Source organism: Amycolatopsis echigonensis (assembly GCF_014174495.1).
GTDB classification, from domain to species: Bacteria; Actinomycetota; Actinomycetes; order Mycobacteriales; family Pseudonocardiaceae; genus Amycolatopsis; species Amycolatopsis echigonensis.
Genome location: NZ_JACJHR010000022.1, coordinates 48,717 through 74,782, shown reverse-complemented (window position 1 = coordinate 74,782; position 26,066 = coordinate 48,717). Strand labels below are relative to the sequence as shown.

The window sequence follows — 26,066 nt, the reverse complement described above, 5'->3', positions numbered from 1 at the left end:
CTCGAGTTGGCGATGCTGTTGCTGTTTGGTGGCGAGTGGTGATGGGTGTTCGCGTTGGTGAGTATGCGGGTGCCGCTGCCGCCTAGTGGCGACAGGTGATCGGCGCTCGGCTGGGGGCGGTGGGCTCTTTTGCCGGTGCGTGGCGAATGGTCGTTGATGGTCAGTTGCCAAACGGTTGGTGCTGTTGCCGCAGAGTGGCGACTGGTGCCTGGGCTGGTTAGTGGCGGCGCTGTTGCCGGTCGGTGGCGAGAGCGGTCTCGGATGGTTGGTTGGCGAGTCGGTGGCGTTGTTGCCGCGGGGTGGCGAAGACGCGTCGTCGTTGTTTGGTTGCGGCCCACCGGCGGGGGTTGGCCGGTGGGCGCTGGGTGGTGCCGACAGGGCGCCGTGGCGTTGCCGTTTGGCGGCTGATCGGGTGGTGGGTTAGCGGCGGGCCGGTTCTGCTGGGCGGCGGGCGAAGGCCGGTGCGGATTCCCGGCGGATGCCTACGCCGATGAGGTACGCGGGGACCCCGGCGAGTTTCGGGAAGCGCTTGAGCAGCGCGATCAATTGCGGCGGGGGGCCGTCGGCGTGGCCGGTCATTACTGGGCCCATTACTCGGCGGTGAAGAAGGCGTTGCAGCCCCTGGACGGCGACGGTCGGCAGGAGGCGACGGCGGCGAACGGCGGTGAGGTTCTTTTCGGTCGGTTTGCCGCGGAGGAGCGGGTCGGCCAGTAGCCTCGCGGCGGCGACGGCGTCTTGCACTGCCAGGTTGATTCCGACGCCGCCGACCGGGGACATCGCGTGGGCGGCGTCTCCTATGCACAGCAGGCCGTCGACGTGCCAGCGGTGCAGGCGGTTCAGGCGTACGTTGAGGAACTTGACGTCGTCCATGGACTTCAGTTCGCCGACGCGGTCGGCGAATTCGGGGCAGACCTCGATGACGTCGCGGCGGAAGCTTTCGATGCCGGCGTCGTTTAGGTCATTGCCTTTCGGCGTGAGGTAGGCGATCTGGTAGTAGCCCTTGCGCGGCAACGGCACCGCGAAACGGTGGTTGCGCATCCTCGGCACCAGCGTGGCTTCCTGCTCTTCGGCCTTGCGCGAAAGCCGGAACCACCAGGCGTCGAACGGGGTGTAGTACTCGCGTGGAGTGAGGCCGGCGGAGCGGCGGGCCAGCGACCAGCGGCCGTCGGCGGCGATGACCAGGTTGGCTTTCAGTTCGCCTTCGGCGCCGTCTGCGGTGCGGTAGCGGACGCCGGTGACTCGGCGGCCCGACCGGAGCAGGCCGGTCATTTCGGTTTCGAGCCTCAGGGTGAAGGTCGGCTCTTTCTGGGCCGTTTCGGCGAGCAGGTCCAGGAAATCCCATTGAGGGACCATCGCTACGTAGGGGCGGGGGACCTTCAGCAGGGACATGTCGGCGATGGTCAGCGCGTCGCCGTCGGGGGTCGGGAGTCCGACTGTGGTCACTTTGGTGTGCGGTAGCGCTTCGAACTTCTCGCCCAGGCCCAGTTCGTCCAGGAGTGCGAGGGTGGACGGGTGGACGGTGTCGCCGCGGAAGTCGCGGAGGAAGTCTGCGTGCTTTTCCAGCACTGCCACCTCTACGCCCGCTCGGGCCAAGAGCAGTCCCGCCACCATGCCTGCCGGTCCGCCGCCGACGATGACGCAGCCCGTGTGCTCGGTCATCTTCCCCAGCTCCCTCTTATTCATCGTCTGTTGAATAAGGTGAGGATGCACCTTGCGCGGAGGGTGCGTCAAGTCGGCCGATGGGGTGGGTTCGTGGTCTAGGGGACCGAGATATGCGAGAGGAGGGCGGTCGGGGGGCAGGGCTTGAGAGATGGCCTGAACGGGGCGTGCCATGAGGCGGATTTCGCGGAGGGTGGCGGAAGTGGTTGTGGCATCGAGGGTGCGGGCGGCGTTTGCGGCTGGGCGACAAGAGTCGAGCAGGAGGAGGAAGGAAGAGACCGGGGACGGGAGATGGCTGCGCCGGAGGTGGGAGGTGGCAGGGTCGGGAGTGGGGTTGTTGCGGAGGCGGGAGGCGGCGGGGCCGGGAGTGGGGTTGTTGCGGAGGCGGGAGGCGGCGGGGCCGGGAGTGGGGTTGTTGCGGAGGCGGGAGGCGGCGAGGTCGGGAGTGGGGTTGCTGCGGAGGCGGGAGGCGGCGGGGTCGGGAGGGTTAGCGGCGCCGAGGGCGGAGTCGTGAGCAGGTATGCCCGCCGAGGACCGTGGCGGGATCGGTGGGTGCGGTGTCATCAGTAGCGGAGCGGGAAGTGCGACTGGCTGGTGCCGACAGTGGAGTTGCCGTTGCCGCACAGGGGCCAGAATGTGGGGAGTTTGCGTAATAGGCGGTGGTTCGCGTATGTGGATCTCGGGCGGATCACCGGACACCGTCATCTGGCTGGAAAGACACGGCATTTTCCGGAAAGGATTTCGGGGAGCTAGTTCGGTGGCGGAACTTATGCGTGGTTGTTGTTGCATTGAGGACGGTGGGGGCGCTGGGCACCGGCTCGGTGGCGAGAAATGGTTGCCGCGAAAGGGTTTCTCGGCGGCGGTGCCAAGGGGTGGCGGTACGGGCGGCAGGGAAGATCGTTCGGAAATGGCAAGTTTCAAGGGGAGTGCGGAGTAAGGGCCTTTCACCCGCTCGGCCCTCTGGGACGGTGGCGAACGTCACCGGCCGGACACTTTGCGCACCGGCGGTAGAGCCGGTCAGCGGCAACGGCTCGGCGGTAATCACCTTTTTGGCCGCGTTGCGAACGCGGCGAGTGCCCTAGCCTCACGGGGTGGATTTCGCCCCGGCCGCTCTGTCGCGCGCTCGTACTGCCCCGCCGGCCGCTGCCGGCCGCGAGCCGTGGGCGCCTCCTGAGCTGAGCCTGGTGTGCCTCGACATCGACGATACGTTGATCGACTGCACCGCCGCGATCCGCCGCACCCTTCACGCGCTCACCGGGCGCGGCGATCTTTGGCCGTTGTGGGATTTGATCACCGAGGAGCACGTCTCGCTCGTCGTCGCCGGGAAGCTGGGCTACGACGTGATGCATCACCGGCGCACCGAATGTTTCCTCGCCGAGCTGGGGATCCTCGGGGATTCCGCGCAAGTGACCGCCTTCGAGGCGCGCCGGCGGGAGATTTTGGCGCGGTCTTGGCGGCTATTCGATGATGTTCTTCCGTGCCTGGAATGGCTGCGCGCCGCCGGGCTGCGGCTGGCTGCCGTGACGAACGCCTCAGGGGTTCATCAGCGGCAGAAAATCGCGGAGCTCGGGCTCGCGCCGTTTTTCGACCATGTCGCGATCGCGGGCGAGGTCGGGGTCGCGAAACCCGATCCGGTGATGTTCCACTCGGTGTGCCTGGCGCTGGACTGCCCGCCGGAGCGCACGGTGCACGTCGGGGACAAGCTCGACACCGACGCGATCGGCGCGTTCGACGCCGGGCTCGGCGCGGTCTGGCTCGACCGAGACGGGACCAGCCGCACCGGCGAGCGCGCGCCGGAGGGGGTGCACACTGTGACCGGTCTCGGCGAGCTGCCTGAGCTGCTGGTTTCGGAGTACGCGACGGTCGGCGTGCCCGCCCAGCGGGCGGCGGGGACCCCCGCTGCGACGGTCCGCGGCGGGATGTTCTAGTATTTCTTCTCGTGCGGCGCTGACCTGGGCAACCGGGGAAGTACCTCACTGGGGTATGGTGTAATTGGCAGCACGACTGGTTCTGGTCCAGTTAGTCTAGGTTCGAGTCCTGGTACCCCAGCTGCAGAGGGACCCCCTCTCGGAAGTGCGAAATCGCTTCTGGTAAGTTCTCTCTCGCAAGAAACGCCCCGGAAACGGGGAAGTTCCTAAGCCCCCGTCGTCTAGCGGCCTAGGACGCCGGCCTCTCACGCCGGTAGCGTGGGTTCGAATCCCATCGGGGGTACAGCCAGCCCGGTTGATCAGCAAAAGATCAACCGGGTTTTGTTGTATTTACCGGGAAAGCTTCGGTGTGCGGGAAATGGGGAGCCGCCTGGTGAGCGGAAAGATCACCCTTCCCGCGCACCGCCGAACATCGCTGCCGCGGAGCGGCCATTCGCCTGGTTTTCCGCCACATACGGCCGGAGCTCGGTCTCGTAGCCGGCGAAAGCCTCCGGGTACGCACTGTCCGCCAGGTGCCGGGCCAGCGAACGAGCGCCGAGCAGGGCCTGCGAGGTGCCCATGCCCGCCGTCGGCGCGGCGCAGTATCCGGCGTCTCCCACCAGGGCGACGCGGCCAGTCGACCAGCGGTCCAGGTGCACCTGCGTGCTCGAGCTGAAGTAGAAATCCCGAGCCTCCGACATCGCCTCCAGCAGGAGGGGGTATGCCAACCGTCACCGGCGAAGGCGGCGCGCGTCGCTGCTTCCTGCTCGGCTCGGGAGAGACGGTCCAGGGCTCCCGACGACGTTCCGAACGACAGGCTCACGGTCAGCCGGTCCGGATCCGCTGAGTTGAACAGGTAGACCGCGGTGCCGTCGACGGCGCGGAGGAGACCGCTGTGGTCCAGGCCCAGGAAATTCGGCATGGTGAAGCCCGCGCCGGACAGGCCCAGGTGCTGCAACGCCGCTGAGCTGAAGGCCAGCTGGCGGACCTTCGAGTACACGCCGTCCGCGCCGAAGACCAGGTCGTAAGTCTCGGTGGAACCGTCGGTCAGCGACGCGGTCACGGCGTCCTCAGTCTGCGTCAGCGACGTGATCGAGGTGCCGAAGCGGTACTCGACATGATCGGCAGTCAGGTCGTGCAGCAGCTCGTTCAGGACGTGCTTCGGCACCTCCAGTTCGCCCGCGAAAGCTTCGGCGGGGAGCAGGTCTACCTGGACGCCGTCGCGGTCGACGAGGGCGGTTCCGGTCATTTTCGTGTCGTGCCGGCGGACGTCGTCGAGGATGCCCAGCTCGGACAGGACCTCGAAGGCGGCGCCGCGGAAATCCACGGCGTAACCGGTGTGCCGGAGGGCAGGGGCGCGCTCGACGATCGTCACGCGGTGGCCGGAGCGCGTGAGGAGCTCGTCGAGGGTGGCGCCGGCCACGCCAGCACCGGAGATCAGGACGGTCAAGGAGGCCATGGGAGCAAACGTAGCCCCAGGTTGTCCATTTGGGTAAACCATATGGATAAACCATTTGGACAAGAAATCGGCTAGGCTGCGCGCCATGGGTAATCGGGAGGATCTGCTGGCCGGGGCGAAGCGCTGCTTGATCGAGCGGGGCTGGAGCAACACGACGGTGCGCGACATCGCGGCCGCGGCGGGCGTCAGTCACGCGGCGATCGGGTACCACTTCGGGTCGCGGGACGCGTTGTTGACGCAGGCGTTGGTCGCGGCGGTTGACGAGCTGGGCGGCCAGGTCGCGGATTCGTCGTTCGACCTGTCCGAGGAGGGATTGAAGCGGCTGATCGACAGCTTCGGCGAGCACCGGGCGTTGTGGGTCGCGCAGCTTGAGGCGCTGGTGCGGGCGGAGCGGTCACCGGACGTGCGCCGGCATCTCGCGCAGGGGCTGCGGGAGGCCCGGGCCGGGGTCGGTGGGGCCGTGCAGAGCGCGCTGGTGATCGGGCTGATGGTGCAGTGGCTGCTCGACCCGGAGGAAGCACCGTCGGCGAAAGAAGTGACCGACGGGATTCGCGCGGTGGCGGCGGAAATCTAGACCCAGACGGCGTCGGCGGGATTCCCGGCGGGCGGTTCGCCACCGGCTTCGGCGAACGCGGTCAGCGCGTCGACCAGGCCGCGGCGGGTCGATTCGGGCATTTTCTCCACGATGGCGGCGATTTCGCGCCGCCGCCGCTGGGTGACGAGGCGCACGATCCGGTCGCCTTCCCGGGTGAGTTCGATGACGACCTCGCGCCGGGACGACGGATTGCCCAGCCGGGCGACCAACGCGGCGGCGACCAGCCGGTCGATCATCCGGCTCGCGGTGGACGGCGTGACCCCGAGATGGTCGGCGAGCGCGGCCTGTTTCAGCGGACCGCGCGAATGCAGCACCACCAGCAGCCGGAATTGCGGCACCGTGATGAGGTCGCCCGCGGAGGCGATGGACCGCGCCGACACCGCGACGAGCAGCCGGGAAGCGGTGAGCACGGCTTCGGTGACCGCGTCGACGTCGTCGGATGCGTCGGTGCGGGCAGAGATCGGCGCGCGAGACATATGCCCAGTGTGCCGCATCTCGCCGCGGAATCCGCGCGATAACCGTGCTGGGCAACGAATCAGGGTGAATCCGCCCGGGCGGCCTGCCTGCCGGGCACAAAGAAACGACCCCGCCGTCCCGGCGAACGGGAGGCGGGGTCGTTCCGGTGCTGGCTCAGAGACCGGCGAAAGCCTGGTCCACGAACTGCTTGTGCTGATCCGCCCACTGCTTGGCGGCGGCCTTTTCCTGGCCCTTCGGGGCCTTCTGGATCGCGTCCTCGAGCGAACCGAGGTCCGCGTCCGACATCTTCAGCTTCTTGGCCACGCCGGCGAGAGCCGGGAAGTCCTTGCCGAAGCCCTTGCGGCCCAGCGCGTGGAGCTGCTCGCCCTTGCCCATCGCGCCCTTCGGGTCCTTGAGATCCTTGAGCTGGTAGCGCGAGTACGCCCAGTGCGGGTGCCACAGCGTCACGACGATCGGCTTCTTCGCCTTGATCGAGCTGTCGAGCGCAGCCAGCATCGCGGTGGTCGACGAGTTCTGCAGGGTCATCGCGCCGTCGAGGCCGTACTGCGGGATCGCGTCCTTCTGCACGATGCTCGTCTCGCCCGCGCTCGCCTCGATGCCGGTGATCTTGCCGCCGAACATGCTCGCCTTGTCCTTGAGGTCGGCGATGCTGTTGACCTCGCCCACGTAATTCGGCACGGCGAGGTTGAGGGTCGCGTTGTCGTACCAGACGCCGAGGTCTTCGAGCTGGTCGTGGTACTGGTCCCAGTACTGCTTGTGCGTCGCGGGCAGCCACGAGTCGAGGAACATGTCGACGTCGCCCTTCGCCAGGCCCGCGTAGATCGGGCCGACGTCGAGCATCTGCGTTTTGACCTGGTAGCCCTTTTCCTCCAGCACCGCCTGGTACAGGCTGGTGAGGGCGACGTCCTCGTCCCAGTTGATGTAGCCGATGGTGACGCTCTTGGCTTGCTGGCTGTTGCCCGACTGGGACTCCCGGCCGCCGCACGCCGCGGTGAGGCCGATCAGGGCCGTCACGGCGGCGCCCACGGCGAGGATCCGGCTGAGCCGTTTCGATGTGCGCACTCGTTCGTCCTTTCTCGTTGCGGTGGAGGTGGATCAGGCCGCGTCGGCCCGGCGGAGGGCGCGGCCCACCGCCGAGCGCGCCCCCAGCGAGGAGGTGAGCCGGTCGAGATAGATCGCCAGCACGACAACGCCGAGACCGGCGTTGAAACCCAGGTCCAGCTTCAGGCTCGTGACCGCGGCGTACACCTCGGCGCCGAGCCCGGGCGCGCCGACCATGCCGGAGATCACGACCATGGACAGCGACAGCATGATGATCTGGTTGATGCCCGCCATGATCGACGGCATCGCGAGCGGGATCTGGATCTCCCGCAGGATCCGCCGCGGCGGCGAGCCGAACGCCTCGCCCGCCTCGACCATTTCCGGGTCGACCTGGCGGATGCCGAGTTCGGTCAGCCGCACGCCCGGCGGCAGCGAGAACACGACGGTCGCCACCACGCCCGGCACCGGGCCGATCGAGAAGAAGAAAATGACCGGGATCAGGTAGACGAACGCGGGCAGCGTCTGCATGAAGTCCAGGATCGGCTTCACGATCCGGCTCACCGTTTCGTTGCGCGCGGCCGCGATCCCGACCGGCACCGCGATCGCCACCGCGACCACGCCGGAGATCAGCACCTGCGACAGCGTCTGCATCGCGGACGGGAATTCGCGCAGGCTGTCGATGAGCGCGAACCCGATCGCCGAGCCGAGGCCGAACTTCCAGCCGCGCAGCCACCAGCCGAGCCCGGCGAACACCACGACCAGCACCGGCCACGGCAGCCAGGTCAGGCCCGAGGCGAGCCCGGTGACCGCGCCGTTGACGATCTTGTCGACGAAATCGAAGAACGGGCCGATGTTGCCCTGCAGCCAGTCGATGATCGCCTTGAACCACGTGCCGACGGGAATCTGCGGCAGGTCGCCGACGAGGAGGTTGTCAGACACGGGCGTTCACCTCCTGGGCGTCGTTTTCTCCGGTGCTCAGCGCGTTCAGCAGCGCCTCGCGGGTCACCGCGCCGAGCAGTTCGCCCTCGGCCCCGACCACCGCGAGCGGCGCAGGCGCGGAAGCGGCGTGGCCGAACAGCTCGGCCATCTGGGTTTCCGGGCCGGTGCGCGCGGCGGAACGGTCGACGAGTCCGGCGATCGTTTCCGTGCCGCGGTCGGCGGCGTCGCTCACCGCACGCCGGTCGACCGCTCCGGCGAACTTGCCGTCCTCGGTCACCAGCACGCCGGAGAGTTCGTTCCGGCGCATCGTTTCCAGCGCTTCGACGACGGTTGTCGCCGGGGTGAACGAGATTTCCGCGGGCGCCATCACGGCGGACGCGGTGAGCACCCGGCTGCGGTCGACGTCGCGCACGAACCTCGCGACGTACTCGTCGGCCGGCTCGGTGAGCATCTCCTGCGCGGTCGAAACCTGCACGATCCGGCCGTCGCGCATCATCGCGATCCGGTCGCCGAGGCGCATCGCCTCGTTGAGGTCGTGCGTGATGAACACGATCGTTTTGCCCAGCTGCCGCTGCAGCATCAGGAGCTGGTCCTGCATCTCCTTGCGGATCAACGGGTCCAGCGCGCTGAACGCCTCGTCCATCAGCAGGATCTCGGTGTCCGCGGCCAGCGCGCGGGCGAGGCCGACGCGCTGGCGCATCCCGCCGGAAAGCTGACCGGGCAACCGGTCCTCCCATCCGGTGAGCCCGACCATCTCCAGCGCTTCGGCGGTGCGTTCGCGCTGCCGCTCGCGCGGAGCGTTCTGCACGCTCAGCCCGTAGGCGACGTTCTCCGCGACCGTGCGGTGCGGGAACAGCGCGAAGTGCTGGAACACCATGCTCATCCGCCGCTGGCGCAGCTCGCGCACCTGCGCGGCGGACTTGTCGGTGAGGTCGATGTCGTCCACCAGCACCCGGCCGGAAGTGACCGGGAGCAATCCGTTCAGCGTGCGCAGCAGGGTCGACTTGCCCGAACCGGACAGTCCCATCACCACGAAGATTTCGCCGCGCTCCACGGTGAAGGAGGCGTCGATCACCGCCGCGGTCACGCCGGGCAGGTCCAGTTCGGCGCGGTCGACGCCCTTCTCCAGCTTGCCGACCGCTTCTTCCGCCCGGCGGCCGAACACTTTGTACAGCTTCTCCACACGAACTATCGGCACAGTCGTCTCATGTTCTCGCATTCGGGGTCCTTTGCCGGGCGACATGATTGCATAGACCAACACTGATCGGAGCCCATCGCGCGACCAGTTCACCGATGACGGCCGGTTTTCGTGGCCCGGCACCCACTTTCGCGGACGCGGTGCGCGCGCCCGCGAGACACCGCTGCGGCGACGGGGAAAAGAGGGTGTGCGCTGGCGAAACCAGTACGGATTCGCCGGTTCGCCCGACCGGATTACCAGTGGGTGCCGTGCGTGGTTGTCACGTTCGCATAACAACCCGATAGTCTGTTGTGGACCTTGCGTGGCCTGGGTGATCGCGGACACCCGGCGGCCACGCATGGTGCCGGACCGGACACGGCAAGGAAACCCCGGCGGCCGCTTCGAGCGAGCGTTCGCAGTTGCTTGGGGGAACAGGTGATCGACCGTGGACGGGTGCGGGATGGCCGGTGCGATCAGGAAAACGCGGGGGCCTTCCTTCGATTTCCTTCGCGCTGCGCCGATGTGCTCCGGCTGGGACAATCCGCGGCCGTCCAGACGGCGGAGGCTCGCGCGACGCCGTGTCCGCCGATTCCGCGGTGCTGAGTGCGGCCTCGCGGTCGACGAGATCCGGACGGGCAAGCGCGCCAACGGATCTTGAAGGCGGTCGTCGGAACGCGCTTCTGCCGCTTCGGAATCGGATCGCGCCACGGGCGGCGCGGCATCTTCCTCGGTCATCACGTGTGCGGGGTGCCGCGCCCGTCTGCCGGGCGGCGTCTCCAGGGCGGAAAAGGGGCAGAGATGCGACAAGCCCCGCCCGGGGAGAAGCCGGGCGGGGCTTGTCGGGATGTTCCGGAAAACCGGAGTTACTTCTTCTTCGCGGCCGAGGTGCGCTTGGCCGGAGCCTTCTTCGCGGTCGCCGTGGTCTTCTTGGCGGCCGGCTTGGCGGCGGCCTTCGCCCGCGTGGTGGTGGCCTTCGGAGCCGCCTTGGCCGCGGTGGCCTTGGTGGCGGTCGCCTTGGCGCGGGTGGTGGTGGCCTTCGCGGCGGTGGCCTTGGCGGGAGCCTTGGCCGCGGTGGCGCGGGTGCGGGTGGCGGCCGGCTTGGCGGCGGTGGCCTTGGCGCGAGTGGTGGTCGTCGCCGTGGCGCGAGTGGCGGTCGCCTTCGCGGTGCTGGCGGTCGCACGCTTCACGGCAGTCGCCTTCGGCAGCTTCTTCGAGCCGGAGATGACGTCCTTGAACGTGGTGCCCGCGCGGAACGCCGGAACGTTGGTCTTCTTGACCCGCACGGCTTCGCCGGTGCGCGGGTTGCGCGCGGTGCGGGCGGCACGAGCGCGCTTTTCGAAGACACCGAAGCCGGTGATCGTGACCTTTTCGCCCTTGTGGACGGTGCGGATGATGATGTCGACGAGACCGTCGACGGCTTCCGCGGCTGCCTTCTTGTCGCCGATGCGCTCCGACAGAGCTTCGATCAGCTGGGCCTTGTTGGCCATTCCAGTTCCTCCAACCAGAACTTGTTTTATACGGCCATACAGGCCGAACGCAGTCATTATCACCCATAGACTTCGCAAGTCCAATCGGGACCTGCCTTTTTCGTTGCCGTGTCGGGTAACCGGCAAGTCGGCGAGGGGGCCGCGTCGCCGGATTCTTTCACTGGCCGGAAGACCCGCGAGAGTGCTTGGGGCACCGGCAAAGTCGCATGTAGACACCCGTTGTCCTGCGGTTTTGTCTTCTCTTGGGGCTCTCCGGCCGGGTCGTGCGCGGCCGCTCGGACGACCCCCGAAGCGGCCGGACGGTCTACTGAGGACGATCGAAAACCGCGCGAAAAAGGCTGCCCCGTACGGGCGTGGCGGGGAGGCGGTCTGGGGTTGGCGCGCGGTGGGAGAGGGGCGTCGGAGGCGTTCGTGGAGGGCGTCGGCGGCGAGGGTCGTGCGCCGGGTTCGCGGCTGATGCGTTCGGGGCCCGGGATCGCCGCGGTGGCGGTGGCTGGGAATCGCGCTTTGGAGTTGGGGCGTTCGGAGTGCTCGGTTCGTGTTGGGCGACCCTGGGGTCTGGTTGGTGGTGTGCTTCGCGTGGAGTGGGTCCGGGGTGGGGTCGTGCGTGTGCAAGGCGACTGCCGGTGCGCCGGGAAGGCAGGCCGGGTTGGGGCGCGGTTTGCGGCTGATGTGTTCGGGCGGGGCTGGGGATCGGCGGGGCGGCGGTGGCGGGGAATCGCGTTCCGGGGTTGGGGTGTTCGGGGCGCCGGGTTCGTGTTGGGCGACGCGGTGGGTCCGGTGGCGGTGTGCTTCGGGCGTGCCCGGTGTGGGGTCGTATGCGCGCAAGACGAGTGCCGGTGCGCCGGGAAGGCGCGCCGGGTTGAGGCGCGGCGGGCGGCTGAGGCGTTCGGGATCGGCGCGGTGGCGGTGGCGGGGAATCGCATGCCGGGGCCGGGATGTTCGCGGTGCTTTGGGGCAGCCGCAGCGTGCGTTGCGCGGAGTGGGGTTCGCCGTAGGTCGCGTCGGCGTGAGTCGTCATGGGGTGGAAAGGCGTCTCCTGCCGGTGCGGCGGGGCGGCAGCCCGGGTTGGGGCCGATGTGTTCGGGCGGGCCGGAGACCGGCACAGGGGTGTCGGCGATGACGGCGGTGTCGGCGAATCGCGTGCCGGTGCCGCGGTGCGAGGTTCGCGTTGGGCGGTGTTGGGACCGGCGTGCTTCGCCGAGTGCGTTCGTCGTGCGCGGGGTCGGCTGTGCGAAAAAGGCCGCCTCCCCGCCGGGTGGCGGGGAGGCGGCCTGGGGTTGGTGCGCGGTGGGAGCGGGTGTCAGAGGCGTTCCTGAAGCGCGTCGGCGGCGGCGAGAAGGTCCGCTGCCCATCGTGCGCCGGGTTTGCGCCCTATGCGTTCGATCGGGCCGGACACCGACACCGCGGCGACGACTGTGCCCGAGGAATCGCGCACCGGGGCCGAAACGCTCGCGACGCCCGGTTCGCGTTCGGCGACGCTTTGCGCCCAGCCGCGGCGGCGTACTTCGAGCAGAGTGCGTTCGCCGTAAACCGCGTCGGCGAGGATCGTCCGCTGCGTGTGCGGATCCGACCACGCGGCAAGGACCTTCGCGCCCGAGCCCGCCGTCATCGGCAGCCGCGAACCGATCGGAACCGTGTCGCGCAAACCGCTCGGCGGTTCCGCGGTCGAAACGCACACGCGCTGCACGCCGTCGCGCCGGTAAAGCTGAACGCTTTCGCCGGTGATGTCCCGAAGCTTCGGCAGCACCGAACTCGCCGCGTCGAGCAACGGGTCGGTCGAGCCGCCCGCGAGTTCGGCGAGCGCGGTGCCCGGCCGCCAGCGCCCGTCCGGCCCCCGCCGCAGCAGGCGATGCACTTCGAGCCCGACCGCGAGCCGGTGCGCGGTCGCGCGCGGAAGCCCGGTGCGCGTGCACAGTTCCGCCAGCCCGCACGGGTCCTCGGCGACGGCCTGCAGCACGGCCACGGCTTTGTCCAGTACTCCGATACCGCTATGCTGTCCCACGACGCGATACTATCTTCCCGCAGTGTGGGAAGTCCAGAATCTGGGAAAAACGAAACCCGGAGCCGCGGACAGCCGCGGCTGCCCCCTCCTCACCGGCATCGTCCGGGTTCCGTGCTCCCGGCCGATCCCGAGGAAGGAGCCGGAGATGACCAGCCCCACCGGCAAGGCTCGTACGCTGGCGGAGAAGGTGTGGGACAGCCACCTCGTGCGCCGAGGCGAAGGCGCCGAACCGGATCTGCTCTACATCGACCTCCACCTGGTGCACGAAGTGACCAGCCCGCAGGCGTTCGACGGCCTGCGGCTGGCCGGGCGGAAGGTGCGCCGCCCCGACCTCACCATCGCCACCGAGGACCACAACGTCCCCACGGTGGACATCGACCTCCCGATCGCCGACCCGGTGTCCCGCACCCAGGTCGACACGCTTCGCCGCAACTGCAAGGAGTTCGGCGTCCGGCTGCACCCGATGGGCGACGCCGAACAGGGCATCGTGCACGTGATCGGACCGCAGCTCGGCCTGACCCAGCCGGGCACCACCGTGGTGTGCGGCGACAGTCACACCTCCACGCACGGCGCGTTCGGCGCGATGGCGTTCGGCATCGGCACCTCCGAAGTCGAGCACGTGCTCGCCACCCAGACGCTGCCGCTGCGGCCGTTCAAGACGATGGCGATCAACGTCGACGGCACGCTGCAGCCGGGCGTCACCGCGAAGGACGTGATCCTCGCCGTGATCGCCAAAATCGGCACCGGCGGCGGGCAGGGCTACGTCCTCGAGTACCGCGGCAAGGCCATCGAGGAGCTGTCGATGGAAGCCCGGATGACCATCTGCAACATGTCGATCGAGGCGGGCGCGCGCGCCGGCATGATCGCGCCGGACGAAACGACCTTCGCCTACCTGAAGGGCCGTCCGCACGCTCCGAAGGGCGCGGACTGGGACGCCGCCGTCGCCGCCTGGCGCGAACTGCGCACCGACGAGGGCGCGGAATTCGACGCCGAAGTCCACCTCGACGCGGACCAGCTGACGCCGTTCGTGACGTGGGGCACCAACCCGGGACAGGGCCTGCCGCTGAGCGAGACGGTGCCGGACCCGGCCGCGATCGCGGACGAGAACGCGCGCTTCGCCGCGGAGAAGGCGCTGACTTACATGGATCTGAAGCCGGGCACCCCGCTGCGCGAGATCGCGGTGGACACGGTGTTCCTCGGCTCGTGCACCAACGGCCGGATCGAGGATCTGCGCGCCGCGGCCGAGGTCCTGCGCGGGCGGAAGGTGGCCGATTCGGTCCGGATGCTCGTGGTGCCCGGTTCGATGCGAGTGCGCAAGGCCGCCGAGGAGGAAGGCCTGGACAAGGTCTTCTCCGAGGCGGGAGCCGAATGGCGGCAGGCAGGCTGCTCCATGTGTCTCGGGATGAACCCGGACCAGCTCGCCCCCGGCGAGCGCAGCGCGTCCACCTCCAACCGCAACTTCGAGGGGCGGCAAGGCAAGGGCGGCCGCACGCACCTCGTCTCGCCGCTCGTGGCCGCCGCCACCGCCGTGCGCGGGACGCTGTCCTCGCCCGCCGACCTGCCCGCCTGACTTCCCCGAGAGGAGCTCCCACCATGGAACCGTTCACCCAGCACACCGGGATCGGGGTCCCGCTGCGCAGGTCCAACGTGGACACTGATCAGATCATCCCGGCCGTCTACCTCAAGCGCGTGACCCGCACCGGATTCGAGGACGGGCTGTTCGCCGCCTGGCGCGCGCAGGAGGACTTCATCCTCAATCAGGAACCGTTCTCCAGCGGCTCGGTGCTCGTCGCCGGGCCCGACTTCGGCACCGGTTCGTCGCGCGAGCACGCCGTGTGGGCGTTGCTGGACTACGGCTTCCGGGTCGTCATCTCGTCCCGCTTCGCCGACATCTTCCGCGGCAACTCCGGCAAGGGCGGCCTCGTCGCCGCGCAGTGCGAGCAGTCGGATGTCGAACTGCTCTGGAAGCTGCTGGAGAACGAGCCCGGCACCGAGGTGACGGTGGACCTCGAAGCCAAGACCGTGCGGGCCAAGGACTTCACCGCGCCCTTCCAGATCGACGACTACGTCCGCTGGCGGCTGCTCGAAGGACTCGACGACATCGCGCTGACTCTGCGCCACGCGGGGGACATCGACGCGTTCGAGTCCCAGCGGCCCTCCTGGAAGCCCGTGACGCTGCCCGCCGCGACCTCCTGAACCGCGCCGCCGGGGCGCGGATTCCCTGCTCGGAAAGGGAATCCCGCCCCGGCGGGCCCCCTCTTCGCCCGCGCCAAACGGAGCCTCCCGGGACCGGAAACGGGTCCTTCGGGAGGGCGGAACCGTTCCCGCCGCAAGGGAAAATTTCGCGTGCCGTTTGGAATTTGTGCTGTCTTGGTAATACCGTGTGCGTTAGCCGGCCGACCTGGCCGTGGACGAAGAGTTCTTCTTGGAGGGACTGGAATGGCCAACAAGGCCCAGCTGATCGAGGCGCTGTCGGAGCGTCTGGGCGACAAAAAGGTTGCTTCGGAGGCCGTCGACGGTCTCGTCGACATCATCATCCGGACGGTCAACAAGGGCGAAAAGGTGAACATCACCGGCTTCGGGGTGTTCGAGAAGCGCGCTCGTGCCGCCCGCACCGCGCGCAACCCGCGCACCGGCGAAGCCGTGCGAGTGAAGAAGACGAACGTTCCGGCGTTCCGCGCGGGCACCACGTTCAAGGACGTGATTTCCGGTTCGAAGAAGCTGCCGAAGGCCACGGCGGCGAAGCGGGCCACCGGCACCACCGCGCGCGCCACGAGCACCCGCGCCGCGTCGACGACCGCCACGCGCAGCACCCGTGCCACCGCGGCGAAGCCCGCCGCCACGCGCACTCGCGCCACCGCGGCCAAGGCTCCCGCCAAGGCCACCGCGGCCAAGACGACGACGCGCGCGACGGCCGCGAAGTCGACCACGACCCGCGCCAAGGCGGCCCCGAAGGCCACCACCACGCGGGCGAAGGCCGCCGCCAAGCCTGCCGCCAAGACCACCACGGCAGCGAAGAAGACCACGGCCGCGGCCAAGCGGGCCCCGGCGAAGCGCACCTCGGCGGCCAAGAAGAAGTAATTCGGTAATCGTCGCTTCGCGGCAGGGCCCCGACCTCGGGTGAGGTCGGGGCCCTGCCGCGTTTCCGGGGGTTTCTCGGCTGGACGGGCGGGAGTCGGTGCGGAGGGCGGGGTTATTGGGGCGTGGGTTGGTGGGGGAGCGGTGAGGCGTTGCGAGGGCTGGGGGTCGTCGGGGCAGCGGTGATGCGCTGAGGGGTTGGTCGGCTGGCTGGGGAGGGGTGAGGCGTTGTGGGGCTGGAGGTTGGCGGGGCAACGGTGAGACCTTGCGGGGCCGGGGCAGCGGGGGAGCAGTGAGGCGTTGTGGGGACTGCGGTTCGGCCAGGTGTGGTGTTCGGGTTGATGGGCCGGGGCGGCGTCGTGGTGCTGGTGCGGCGGGCTGTGGGGACTGCGGTTCGGCCAGGCAGGGTGCCCACAGTGGTGATGCGGGGCGGCGTTGTCGTGCTGGCGCGGTGGATTCGGCGGCTGGGTTCGGCTCAGTGGGTGTCCGGATCAGCGGGCTGAGTTGCCGTGCTGGCGGGCCGATTGTGGTGTCGACCTGCTAGGGCGGGTGGCTGACCTGTTGTGGCGGGCGGAGTTGCGGCGCTGGATGCGGTGCCACAGTTTGGCGAGGCGATGCGGGCATCGGGTCGCGGTACCGGGGCGGTTCGGCGGGCGGGCTGGGGTGGCGGTGCGGCTGAGCCGTTGTGGTGCGCCGGGATTCCACACCAGGTGAGGAGGCCGGGGCGGTCGGCTGATGTGGCATGGGGGCAGGGGGCGCTGCGTGCTGGAAGCCGTTGAGGGCGCGTGGTTCCTGGGCGAGCCGGTGCGGGGACGGGCTGAGCAGCCGAACGGGCTGAGCAGCGGAGAGCGTCGCCGGAGATCGGGAATTCGCTGCCTCACCGGGGTTGCCGCGGCCTCGGTCCGGATGGGTGTTGCGGCAGTGAGAAGACAGCGTTTCCCGAGGTCGGCGGGCTGTCCGGGCGTCGAAAAGAACCCCGCCGGATTGCTGATAAGACAACAGATTCCGGCGTCCGGACCGCGTGCCAGGACACCGAGGGAAGGTAATCGGCGCACTGTCCGGGAGGGCTAATCCGACGCCTGGAGATAAATCCCCGCCGGGGGTAATTAAACCCCTCGAGGCTGTCTCGGACGTCGCTTATGCCGGGACCCGGGACAATTGCTGAGCACCGCTCAGCAATACCGGTCTCTATAGAATCCGCGGCCCGCCGAATGGCGGCAGCACCCGCGAACGAGAACGACGTCCGGTGAAAAAGATCAGCCTGCCGAGGGCACCGGAGCGGGCAGCGGGCTGGGGTAATAATCCGCGCTCACCAGAACCGGTCCGTCGTCGCCGGGGCAGAACGACAGGACCCACAGCGAGCCCTTCTTGCTCGGCACCACGCCGTCGCGGGCGGCGGGCAGTTCCAGGCCGTCCCGGTCCGCCAGCGCGCTCACCAGGTCCGGGATCACGCCGCCCTGACTGCTGATCAGCGGGGTGCCCCCGTCGGCCGCGATCGCCAGCAGGCGGCGGATTCCGAGGAGCGGGTCGGGCCAGTAGCCCTCCTCCGACAGCAACGGCTCGTGCTGCACCTCGACGCCGAGCGATTCCGCGATTCCGCCGACGGTCTGCACGCACCGCAGCCGCGGCGCGGAGAACACCCGATCGGGGCCGAAGAGCGGCAGCAGGTCGCGCAGCGCGGCCGCTTGGCGCTGACCGGCTTCCGACAGCGGACGGAGGTCGTCGTCGCCGGTCCAGTCCTCGCGTTTGCCCGCCTTGGCGTGCCGCACCAGCAACACTGTCGTCTGTGCGGGCGGGAGGGCGCAGAACTCGCGCAGCACCCGGACATCCGCCGGGCGCGTGAGCAGCCGCTCCGCCGCGATCGGGTCCAGCCAGCGCAGTTCGTCGACCTCGTGGTTGGGCTCGAAGACGCCGGAAACGGCTTCGGCGCTGAAGTAGTCGACGCTCTTGCGCAGCAGCCGCCCGTTGTTCTTCGCGGGGACCTCGTACGTCGTCTGCGCGACGTAGCGGCCCAGCACCGCGCGGAACCCGGTCTCCTCGGCGATCTCGCGCACCGCGGTGGCCGCGATCGTCTCGCCGGGGTCGACCTTTCCCTTCGGCAGCGACCAATCGTCATAGCGGGGCCGGTGCACGAGGGCGACCTCGAACCCGTCCCCGGCACGGCGCCAGAGCACCGCGCCGGCGGCCCGGACGTCCACGCTCATCCGACCGCCCCGTGCAGCTTCGCGAGTTCGAGCTGGTGGTCGCGCACCTGAGAACCGGCGGCCGGGAACGGCTGCCATTCGCCCGAGGAACTGAGTACCCAGCAGCGCGTGTGCGGGTCGAGCGCCGAATCGAATACCTCGTCCAGCTGCCGCGTCAGCTTCGGGTCTTTGACCCGCACCAGCGCCTCGATCCGGCGGTCGAGGTTGCGGTGCATCATGTCCGCGCTGCCGATCCAGTGCGTGCCGCCCGCGCGGAAGTGGAACACCCGCGAATGCTCGAGGAACCGGCCGAGGATCGAGCGGACCCGGATGTTCTCGCTCAATCCCTCGACGCCCGGCTTCAGCGAGCAGATCCCGCGCACCACGACGTCGACCGGAACGCCGGCCTGCGAAGCGTGGTACAGCGCGTCGATCACCTGCTCGTCGACGAGCGAGTTGCACTTGATCCTGATGCCCGCTTCGAGCCCGGCGCGCGCGAGCTCGATCTCCTCGCCGATCGCGCGCACGATGCCGCGGCGGATGCCGTGCGGCGACGTGAGGATCGTGCGGTAGGTGTCCTGGCGCGAATAGCCGGTGAGGACGTTGAACAGGTCGGTGATGTCCGCGCCGATGCTCGGGTCCGCGGTCAGCAGGCCGAGGTCTTCGTACAGCCGCGCGGTCTTCGGGTTGTAGTTGCCGGTGCCGATGTGGCAGTAGCGGCGGATGGTCGAACCCTCCTGGCGCACCACCATCGACACCTTGCAGTGCGTTTTGAGGCCCACCAAGCCGTACACGACGTGCACGCCCGCGCGTTCCAGCGTGCGCGCCCAGGTGATGTTGGCCTGCTCGTCGAACCGCGCCTTGATCTCCACCAGCGCCACGACCTGCTTGCCCGCTTCGGCGGCGTCGATCAGCGCGTCCACGATCGGCGAATCGCCGGACGTCCGGTACAGCGTCTGCTTGATCGCCAGCACCTTCGAATCGGCCGCGGCCTGTTCGATGAACCGCTGCACGCTCGTGGAGAACGAGTCGTACGGGTGGTGCACCAGGACATCGCCCTCGCGCAGCGTCGCGAACACGCTCTTGGGCGTCTCGCGTTCGCCGAACGCCGGATGCGTCGCGGGCACGAACGGCCGGTCCTTCAATTCCTTGCGGTCGACGCCGGACAGCTGGAACAGGCAGGTGAGGTCGAGCAGCCCGGGCACCTCGACGACGTCCTCGGGATCGACTTCCAGCTCGCGCAGCAGCAGTTCGAGCATGTGCTCGCTCATGTCCTGGGCGACCTCGAGCCGTACCGGCGGGCCGAACCGGCGCTGCGCCAGCTCGCGTTCCAGTGCCTGCAACAGGTCCTCGTCGCGGTCTTCCTCGACCTCGAAATCGGCGTTGCGGGTGACGCGGAAGACGTGGTGCTCGGTCACCTCCATGCCGGTGAACAGATCGCTCAGGTGCGCGGAGATCAGTTCCTCGAGCGGCAGGAAGGTGGCGGACCGGTTGCCGCGTTCGGTTTCCACGCGCATCAGCCGGGGCACGTTGCTCGGCACCTTCACGCGCGCGAACCGTTCGAGCCCGCCCTGCGGGTCCCGCACCGTCACCGCGAGGTTGAGCGAGAGCCCCGAGATGTACGGGAACGGGTGCGCCGGGTCGACCGCGAGCGGCGTGAGCACCGGGAAGATCTGCTCGGAGAAGTAGCTCGACAGCCGGAGCTGGTCGGCTCCGGACAGATCGGCCCAGCCGACGATCCGGATGTCCTGCTCGGCCAGCTGCGGGCGCAGGTGCTCCTTGAACGCGGCGGTGTGCCGCTCGACCAGGTCCTGGTTGCGCTTGGCGATGTAGTCCAGCTGTTCGCGCGGCGTGAGCCCGTCCGCGCTGCGCACCGACAGGCCGGTGCCGTCGCGCCGTTTCAGCCCGGCGACCCGGACCATGTAGAACTCGTCCAAATTGGACGCGAAAATGGCGAGGAACTTGGCCCGTTCGAGCAGCGGCTGCGATTCGTCCTCGGCCAGCGCGAGCACGCGGGCGTTGAAGTCGAGCCAGGACAGCTCGCGGTTGAAATAACGGTCGTCGGGAAGCGTCTCGACGGCGGTGGGCGCGGAGGTGACGGCGGGCGGGGCCGACGGAACGGAGCGGAATTCCTCGCCGCTCTCGGTCGTGGTCCGGCGCGATCGCGCGGCGGCGGGCGGGGCGGAGGGTTTCTTCGCCGTGGTGCGCAGCGCGCTCGAGGCGGTTTTGCGCTTGGCCGGTTTGGCGGTGTCGTCCGCCGCAACCGCCTTGGATTTCGCCCGACGGGACGCGGCGGTGTCGGCGGTCCCGCGCGAGGTCGCCTTGCCGCCCGCGGTGCGCGGAGCCGGGGACGAGGGGGAAGCGCTGCTGCCGCTCTTGACGCGCCGCCGGGCCGGAGTGCTGCCGTCTTCTGTGCTCACGCTGCCCATTGTTCACTACGAAGCTGTGGTTTGCGCAGGCCGCGATGAAGGTCGAGTGAACACGTCGGCGCGATTTTGCCCGTCAGGCCGGGAGCAATGCGGCGGTTCGCTTCCCCAGACCGAGTTTCGCGGCGTGTCGGAGATCATCTTCGGTGTCGACGTCGCTGCGCAGCGAGGGCAGCGCTTGGGTGAGCGGAATCGCACCGGACGCCCGATGCAGTTCCGCGGATCCGGCGCCGAAGTGCGGGTCGAGCGGTTTTCCCGGCGCGGACAGCAACAGCGTGGTCCCGGTGCCCTGCCGGTCGAACACCACCGCCCGGCGGCCCGCGGCCTCGGTCAGCGCGTGTTCCAGATCCACCGCGCGCAACGCGGGAAGATCCGCTTGGAGCGCGCCGACTACTCCGTCCGGCGCGTCCGCGCGCAGCAGCTCCGCGCCGTGCCGCAGCGCTTCGTTGAGCCCGCCGCCCGCCGGTTCGGCGACCAGTTCGACGCCGAGACCGGCCAATTCGGACAGCGCGGCCGGATCGGAGGTGACGACGAGCACGCGCCGGACCCGGGCGACCGACGTGACCGCGGCCAGCGTGTCGCAGGCCAGCGCCAGCACGAGCTCGGCGTGCCGGTGCGCGGCGACCGCCCCGCGCAGCCGGGACTTGCCCGCGCCCGGCGGTTTCAGCGGCATGACCAGGTCTGCGTCCACCTGTCCATCTTTACCCGAAACCCGTCGCGCGCGTGCGTGAGCGCACCCTCCCTGGACTGCGCGAACCGGCGCGCGGCAGGATCACCCGGAGCAGAGGCGACCCGAGGAGGAGAACTGTGGCACGGCGTGAGAAGGGCGGATTCTGGGTGGGGCTGGCCGCCGCCGCGTTCTATCCGCTGACCGCGATCGGCAAGCGGGTGTACCTCGGCGCGGAGAAAATCCCCCGGCAAGGGCCCGCGGTGCTGGTGATGAACCACATTTCGCACCTGGACCCGGCGGTCGACGCGGTGTTCGTGCACCGGCAGAAGCGGGTGCCGCGGTTCTTCCTCAAGGCGAGCCTGAAGGACGTGCCGATCTTCGGCCGGATCGTGACCGGGTCCGGCCAGATCCCGGTGGCGCGCGGCTCGAGCGCGGCCGGCGACAGCCTCAAGGCCGCGCACCAGGCGCTGCAAGAGGGCAAGGTCATCGTGATCTACCCCGAGGGCACCATCACGAAGGACCCGCTGGGCTGGCCGAAGGAGGCCTACAGCGGTGCGGCGCGGCTGGCGCTGCAGAACGACGTGCCGGTGATCCCGATCGCGCGCTGGGGCACGAACCAGATTTTCAACGGCTACACCAAGAAGTTCACGCCGTTCCCGCGCAAGACGGTGACGCACCTGGTCGGCGATCCGATCGACCTGTCGGCGTACCGGGGCGGGAACCCGCGCAGCGCCTCGACCCTGCGCGAGGTCACCGCGGTGCTGATGGACGAGGTGACCCGTCTGCTGGCGGAGATCCGGCACGAGGAACCGCCCGCGAAGAAGCCGGAAACGGCGGCGGAGACGAAGAAAGCGGACAGCAGCGTGGCGGACGTGGTGAAGGATCCGGCAACGGCCTTGGACGAGGCCGCCGCCGCGGAGAAGCCGGAGGACGGTGCCTGATGGCGGGTTTCGCCGCCGACGTGCAGCGGGTCACCGTGCTCGGCGCGGGTTCGTGGGGCACGGCGTTCGCGAAGGTGCTCGGGGACGCGGGCCGGGACGTGACGATGTGGGCGCGCCGGGAAAGCGTCGCCGAGGAGATCCGGGAGCGGCACACCAACGAGTCGTATCTGCCGGGAACGTCGTTGCCGGAACGGATCACCGCGACGGCTGACGCGGCCGAGGCGCTGGACGGAGCGCAGGCGGTCGTGCTCGGGGTGCCGAGCCAGAGCTTGCGCGCGAACCTCACCGGCTGGCAGCCGCTGCTGCCGCGGGACGCGATCCTGGTCAGCCTGGCCAAGGGCGTGGAACTGGGCACGCTCAAGCGGATGAGCGAGGTGATCGCCGAACTCGCCGAGGTCGATCCGGGCGAGATCGTGGTGGTGTCCGGGCCGAACCTGGCCCGCGAGATCGCCGACGGGCAGCCCGCCGCCGCGGTGCTCGCCTGCGCCGACCACGAGCGGGCGAAAGCGGTCCAGCAGGCGACGTCGAACCAGTATTTCCGGCCCTACACCAACACCGACGTGGTCGGCTGCGAGCTGGGCGGCGCGTGCAAGAACGTGATCGCGCTCAGCTGCGGGATGGCCGCCGGGATGGGCTTGGGCGCGAACACGATGGCGACGCTCATCACGCGCGGTCTCGCCGAAATGGCGCGGCTCGGCGCGAAACTCGGCGCGGACCCGCTGACCTTCGCCGGGCTCGCCGGGCTCGGCGACCTGGTCGCGACGTGCTCGTCGCCGTTGTCGCGCAACCGCACCTTCGGAGAACGGCTCGGCCGCGGCGAAACGCTGGCCGAGGCGCAGGCGGCGACCGGCGGCCAGGTCGCCGAGGGGGTCGCGTCGTGCTCGTCGATCCGCGAGCTGGCGCAGCGGCACGGGGCCGACATGCCGATCACGGACGCGATGTACCGGGTGTGCCACGAGGGCGTCGACCCGCGGCAGGCGGGCGCGGAGCTGCTCGGACGGTCGCGGAAGCCGGAGTGGCGCTGAGCGGTCCCCGGGTGTGAACCTGCCCTCACCGAGGGCGGTCCAGGGGGTGGGACGGGTTGACCGGGCGCTCCGGGGCTGGTTCGCTGTGCGGCATGCTGACGTGCGAGATGACGATGCGGCCGGGGTCTTCCGACCTCCGCCCCGTCATGGGCATGTCGTGTCGCTGTTGTCGGTGAACCTAGCCCCGGCCAGTTCGACACCCATCTTCTTCCCGTAAGGACTTCTTTTCATGTTCGCCGTTCCGGACAACACCCTGCTGCGTCCCGAGAACCCCGCCCTGCGCCACCCGGTCCGCGTCGCCGTCGACGTGGCCGCCGACCGGGAACGCTGGGGCAGCCTGCTGCGCTACCACCCCGACGAGCGGTTCTCCGCCCTCGTCGAACGCACCGAGGACCAGGAGGTCTGGCTGCTCAGCTGGCTTCCCGGCCAGCACACCGACCTGCACGACCACGCGTTCTCGACCGGTGCGTTCACCGTCGTGTCCGGGCGGCTGACCGAAACCGTCGCGCGGCGTGCCCCGGGCGGGCGCGCGGTGACCGAGGTGCACGGCCTGTCCGCGGGGCAGTCGCGGGTGTTCGGCCCGGGCTACGTGCACGAGGTGCGCAACGACGGCCCGGACCCGGCCATCAGCGTGCACGTCTACCGCCAGGGCGGCCGGCAGATGCGGTCGTACCAGGCGAATCCGGTGGACGGGCCGTTCCGCGCGTGATCAGCGGTCGAGGTCGCCGCGCAGCCTGAACTGCCGCTCGATCTCCTCCCGGCCGACCCTCGCCGCCAGCAGAACCTGCAACAGGATCCGCGATTTCCGCGGGCACAGCCATCCGGCCATCGTCGCGCCCATCCGGATCAGGCTCGATTCGGAGCCGTGAAATCCGTAGGTGCTGCGGAAAGTCGGCCCGGCACCGGTCCGGGAAGCGACGACGACCGGTACTTCCGCCGCCGCGAGCACGTCTGCCGTCGCGGCCGACACGTGTCCGACGCCGTTGGCGGCCACCACCACGCCGCGCGCTCCGCCCTGGAGAACCAGCGACAGCAATTCGCCCGAATCTTCGAGCCCCGATTCCAGCAGCGGCACGAAATCGACGGCTTCGGCTCCCGGCAGCACCGGCGGACGCGGCGGTGACGGGTGGAAGTAATGCACCGCTCCCTCGGCGACCATGCCGAGCGGACCCGCCGGCCGCGACGAAAACGTTTCGACGTGGCTGGAATGCGTCTTCCGCACCCACCGCGCCGCGTGCACGTCGTCGTTGAACGCCACCAGCGCGCCCCGGCCGCGGCTGCGCGGATCGGCGGCGACGGTGAGCGCGGCGAGGATGTTCGCCTGCCCGTCCGGGCTGGGCAGGCTCGGGTTCCGCATCGCGCCGGTGATCACCACCGGCGCGTCGGACGGCCACGTGAGGTCGAACAGGTACGCCGTTTCCTCCAGCGTGTCCGTGCCCTGCACCACCACGAGACCGTCCGCGCCCGCCTCGATCTGCTCGATGCCCCACTGCCGGGTCCGCGCGAGCGTCGCGTAGTCCATCGACGAACTCGACAGCCCGGCCAGCGTCGCCGCGGTGACCTCCATCGGCAGCCGGGAACCCAGTTCTCCCAGCAGATCCTCGGCGCTCAGCCGCGGCACGACGCCGTCTTCGCTCGAACGTCCGGGAGCCATCGAGATGGTGCCGCCCAGTGCGGCGACGGCGATGCGTGTCATGTCCCGCACTCTATGCGGGGCGCCGCGCCTGCAGGGTGTAGCTCGCGGCGATCCGGCGCGGGTTGTCGCGCAGCCGCCATTCGCCGCCCCCGGCCTCTTCCATCTCGTGCGGCAAGGCGTTCCACGCCGCGGTGTCGTGCTCGGTCAGCCCGGTCAGGATCAGGCCCTGGTCGAGCAGCGCGGTGACGATCTCGCCGAGCGAATGGTTCCAGCTGTGCGTGATCGTCGTGCGCACCGGCTCGTCCGTGTCGACGTACGTGGTGTCGTCGCTGAACACGAGCGGCTCGTCGTGCTCGAAGTAGTCGTATTTCGGCCACGCGCGTTCGGATTCGTCGTCCAGCGTCCACAGCATCGGATGGCCCTCGCGCATGAACAGCCGTCCGCCCGGCCGCAGCAGCCGCGCGACCACTTCCGCCCACGGCACGATCTTCGGCAGCCAGCAGAGCGCACCGATTCCGGTGTACACCAGGTCGAACGCGTTCTCTCCGAAGACTTCCACCGCGTCGTAGACGTTCGCCTCGTGGTAGTCGATGTCCGCGCCGGTGGCGTCCGCGAGCTTGCGCGCCTCGGCGAGCGACGCCGGGGAGAGGTCCAGACCAGAGATCCGGGCCCCGAGCCGGTGCAGCGACAGCGTGTCCGTGCCGATGTGGCACTGCAGATGCACGGTGCGCAGCCCGGAAACGTCGCCGAGCCGCGGCTGGTCGAACCGCACGATCTGGCTCAGGTGCGCGGGATCGGCCTTGAACTTGTCGAACTCGTAGTACGCCGAGCGCGCGTGGATCGGGGCGCGGTCGTCCCAGTTGGCGCGATTGACCTCGAACGAATCCGTCATGCCTTCTCCGCCGCGCTGCGCAGGACGCAGAATTCGTTGCCTTCCGGGTCCTGGAGGACCGCCCAGCCGCTGCCGTCCTCGCGGCGGTGATCGGAATGCAGGGTCGCGCCCAGCTTGAGCAACCGGTCCACTTCTTCGTCGCGGGGCACGTCCGGCCGCAGGCAGAGGTGCAGCCGGTTTTTGCCCGCCTTGGGTTCCGGGACGGCGATGAACAGCAGCGTGACGCCGGAGTCGAGCGTGATGCCGATTTCCGGGTCGCCCTGGTGGTCGTCCTCGCCGACCGGGCGGCCGGTCACCTCGGTCCAGAACTTGGCCAGTTCCCACGGGTCCGCGCAGTCGACGGTGATGTTGTGCACGACGGAGGTCATGGCCCGGAGTCTGCCCGGAATGCCCGAAGCGCGCGACGGATTTCCGGCTCCGCCGCGGCGGCGAACCTGTCGAGTAGCTGTCAGCTGGGGGTTCGGTTCGC

Annotated in this window: 22 protein-coding genes, 2 tRNA genes and 1 pseudogene; 10 read left to right on the top strand and 15 right to left on the bottom strand. The window is 69.4% G+C overall.

Annotated features, from left to right (window positions below; genetic code table 11):
- Positions 1-420: 420 nt before the first annotated feature.
- A complete protein-coding gene (locus tag H5411_RS17505; protein ID WP_101435287.1) occupies positions 421-1,659 on the bottom strand; it encodes an FAD-dependent oxidoreductase in 1,239 nt (412 codons plus the stop codon).
- A gap of 1,184 nt (positions 1,660-2,843) precedes the next feature.
- Between H5411_RS17505 and H5411_RS17500 the strand changes: the two genes are divergently transcribed.
- The 3 genes from H5411_RS17500 to H5411_RS17490 all read left to right on the top strand — a co-directional run bounded on the left by H5411_RS17500 (position 2,844) and on the right by H5411_RS17490 (position 3,870).
- Positions 2,844-3,587, top strand: coding sequence for an HAD family hydrolase (locus H5411_RS17500; protein WP_312878386.1), 744 nt, complete (start codon positions 2,844-2,846; stop codon positions 3,585-3,587).
- A gap of 49 nt (positions 3,588-3,636) precedes the next feature.
- A tRNA-Gln gene (locus H5411_RS17495) sits at positions 3,637-3,708 on the top strand.
- Positions 3,709-3,797: 89 nt separating this feature from the next.
- Positions 3,798-3,870, top strand: a tRNA-Glu gene (locus H5411_RS17490).
- Between the two features lie 103 nt (positions 3,871-3,973).
- Here H5411_RS17490 and H5411_RS47060 read toward each other — a convergent pair.
- Together H5411_RS47060 and H5411_RS49325 are read right to left on the bottom strand one after the other, a co-directional pair.
- Entirely contained in the window at positions 3,974-4,294 is a 321-nt protein-coding gene (locus H5411_RS47060; protein ID WP_220817043.1) for an FAD-dependent monooxygenase, read from the bottom strand.
- A 308-nt stretch (positions 4,295-4,602) separates the two neighbouring features.
- Positions 4,603-5,025 (bottom strand): annotated as a pseudogene (locus H5411_RS49325) (FAD-dependent monooxygenase); the annotation flags it as partial.
- 85 nt (positions 5,026-5,110) lie between these two features.
- Between H5411_RS49325 and H5411_RS17480 the strand changes: the two are divergent.
- Positions 5,111-5,599, top strand: coding sequence for a TetR family transcriptional regulator (locus H5411_RS17480; RefSeq protein ID WP_101435285.1), 489 nt, complete (start codon positions 5,111-5,113; stop codon positions 5,597-5,599).
- On the opposite strand, the gene H5411_RS17475 is transcribed toward H5411_RS17480, so the two are convergent.
- From H5411_RS17475 to H5411_RS17450, 6 genes are all read right to left on the bottom strand, one after another.
- Positions 5,596-6,096 carry a MarR family winged helix-turn-helix transcriptional regulator gene (locus H5411_RS17475; RefSeq protein WP_208637310.1) on the bottom strand — a complete coding sequence of 167 codons (501 nt, stop codon included), beginning with the start codon at positions 6,094-6,096 and terminating at the stop codon, positions 5,596-5,598. The genes H5411_RS17480 and H5411_RS17475 overlap by 4 nt on opposite strands.
- 154 nt (positions 6,097-6,250) lie before the next feature.
- Positions 6,251-7,159, bottom strand: a complete 909-nt coding sequence (locus H5411_RS17470; protein ID WP_101435283.1) for a glycine betaine ABC transporter substrate-binding protein — start codon at positions 7,157-7,159, stop codon at positions 6,251-6,253.
- Between the two features lie 33 nt (positions 7,160-7,192).
- Positions 7,193-8,077 carry an ABC transporter permease gene (locus H5411_RS17465; RefSeq protein ID WP_101435282.1) on the bottom strand — a complete coding sequence of 295 codons (885 nt, stop codon included), beginning with the start codon at positions 8,075-8,077 and terminating at the stop codon, positions 7,193-7,195.
- The gene (locus tag H5411_RS17460) at positions 8,070-9,296 is read right to left on the bottom strand and encodes a quaternary amine ABC transporter ATP-binding protein (protein WP_183124334.1); all 1,227 of its coding nucleotides are present in this window, start codon (positions 9,294-9,296) and stop codon (positions 8,070-8,072) included. Before H5411_RS17460 ends, H5411_RS17465 begins: the two co-directional genes overlap by 8 nt.
- Positions 9,297-10,117: 821 nt before the next feature.
- Positions 10,118-10,741: an HU family DNA-binding protein gene (locus H5411_RS49785; protein WP_037811736.1), complete on the bottom strand. Its 624-nt coding sequence runs from the start codon at positions 10,739-10,741 to the stop codon at positions 10,118-10,120.
- Positions 10,742-12,044: 1,303 nt separating this feature from the next.
- A complete protein-coding gene (locus tag H5411_RS17450; RefSeq protein ID WP_009074079.1) occupies positions 12,045-12,746 on the bottom strand; it encodes an IclR family transcriptional regulator in 702 nt (233 codons plus the stop codon).
- A gap of 145 nt (positions 12,747-12,891) precedes the next feature.
- Here H5411_RS17450 and leuC point away from each other — a divergent pair, with 145 nt between their 5' ends.
- From leuC to H5411_RS17435, 3 genes are all read left to right on the top strand, one after another.
- Positions 12,892-14,316 carry a 3-isopropylmalate dehydratase large subunit gene (gene leuC / locus H5411_RS17445; RefSeq protein ID WP_101435281.1) on the top strand — a complete coding sequence of 475 codons (1,425 nt, stop codon included), beginning with the start codon at positions 12,892-12,894 and terminating at the stop codon, positions 14,314-14,316.
- A gap of 23 nt (positions 14,317-14,339) precedes the next feature.
- Positions 14,340-14,942, top strand: a complete 603-nt coding sequence (leuD, locus tag H5411_RS17440) for a 3-isopropylmalate dehydratase small subunit (protein ID WP_101435280.1) — start codon at positions 14,340-14,342, stop codon at positions 14,940-14,942.
- Between the two features lie 243 nt (positions 14,943-15,185).
- Positions 15,186-15,827: an HU family DNA-binding protein gene (locus H5411_RS17435; RefSeq protein WP_101435279.1), complete on the top strand. Its 642-nt coding sequence runs from the start codon at positions 15,186-15,188 to the stop codon at positions 15,825-15,827.
- A gap of 1,253 nt (positions 15,828-17,080) precedes the next feature.
- Here the strand turns inward: H5411_RS17435 and H5411_RS17430 are convergent.
- The 3 genes from H5411_RS17430 to cofC all read right to left on the bottom strand — a co-directional run bounded on the left by H5411_RS17430 (position 17,081) and on the right by cofC (position 21,124).
- Positions 17,081-18,028 carry an NUDIX hydrolase gene (locus H5411_RS17430; RefSeq protein WP_183124333.1) on the bottom strand — a complete coding sequence of 316 codons (948 nt, stop codon included), beginning with the start codon at positions 18,026-18,028 and terminating at the stop codon, positions 17,081-17,083.
- On the bottom strand, positions 18,025-20,436 hold the full coding sequence (locus H5411_RS17425; protein ID WP_183124332.1) for an RNA degradosome polyphosphate kinase: 2,412 nt from the start codon (positions 20,434-20,436) through the stop codon (positions 18,025-18,027). Before H5411_RS17425 ends, H5411_RS17430 begins: the two co-directional genes overlap by 4 nt.
- Positions 20,437-20,509: 73 nt before the next feature.
- Positions 20,510-21,124 carry a 2-phospho-L-lactate guanylyltransferase gene (gene cofC, locus H5411_RS17420; protein ID WP_183124331.1) on the bottom strand — a complete coding sequence of 205 codons (615 nt, stop codon included), beginning with the start codon at positions 21,122-21,124 and terminating at the stop codon, positions 20,510-20,512.
- Between the two features lie 116 nt (positions 21,125-21,240).
- Here cofC and H5411_RS17415 point away from each other — a divergent pair, with 116 nt between their 5' ends.
- The 3 genes from H5411_RS17415 to H5411_RS17405 all read left to right on the top strand — a co-directional run bounded on the left by H5411_RS17415 (position 21,241) and on the right by H5411_RS17405 (position 23,778).
- On the top strand, positions 21,241-22,044 hold the full coding sequence (locus tag H5411_RS17415; protein ID WP_312878378.1) for a lysophospholipid acyltransferase family protein: 804 nt from the start codon (positions 21,241-21,243) through the stop codon (positions 22,042-22,044).
- Entirely contained in the window at positions 22,044-23,069 is a 1,026-nt protein-coding gene (locus tag H5411_RS17410; protein WP_183124330.1) for an NAD(P)H-dependent glycerol-3-phosphate dehydrogenase, read from the top strand. Before H5411_RS17415 ends, H5411_RS17410 begins: the two co-directional genes overlap by 1 nt.
- Before the next feature lie 229 nt (positions 23,070-23,298).
- The gene (locus H5411_RS17405) at positions 23,299-23,778 is read left to right on the top strand and encodes a cysteine dioxygenase (RefSeq protein WP_183124329.1); all 480 of its coding nucleotides are present in this window, start codon (positions 23,299-23,301) and stop codon (positions 23,776-23,778) included.
- Here H5411_RS17405 and H5411_RS17400 read toward each other — a convergent pair whose 3' ends face one another.
- From H5411_RS17400 to H5411_RS17390, 3 genes are read right to left on the bottom strand one after another with little or no spacing between them, the layout of a single operon-like run.
- Positions 23,779-24,765, bottom strand: coding sequence for an asparaginase (locus tag H5411_RS17400; protein ID WP_183124328.1), 987 nt, complete (start codon positions 24,763-24,765; stop codon positions 23,779-23,781).
- Positions 24,766-24,775: 10 nt separating this feature from the next.
- Positions 24,776-25,597, bottom strand: coding sequence for a class I SAM-dependent methyltransferase (locus tag H5411_RS17395; protein WP_183124327.1), 822 nt, complete (start codon positions 25,595-25,597; stop codon positions 24,776-24,778).
- Positions 25,594-25,965, bottom strand: coding sequence for a VOC family protein (locus tag H5411_RS17390; protein ID WP_183124326.1), 372 nt, complete (start codon positions 25,963-25,965; stop codon positions 25,594-25,596). The genes H5411_RS17395 and H5411_RS17390 overlap by 4 nt, the downstream gene beginning before the upstream one ends.
- Between the last annotated feature and the right edge of the window lie 101 nt (positions 25,966-26,066).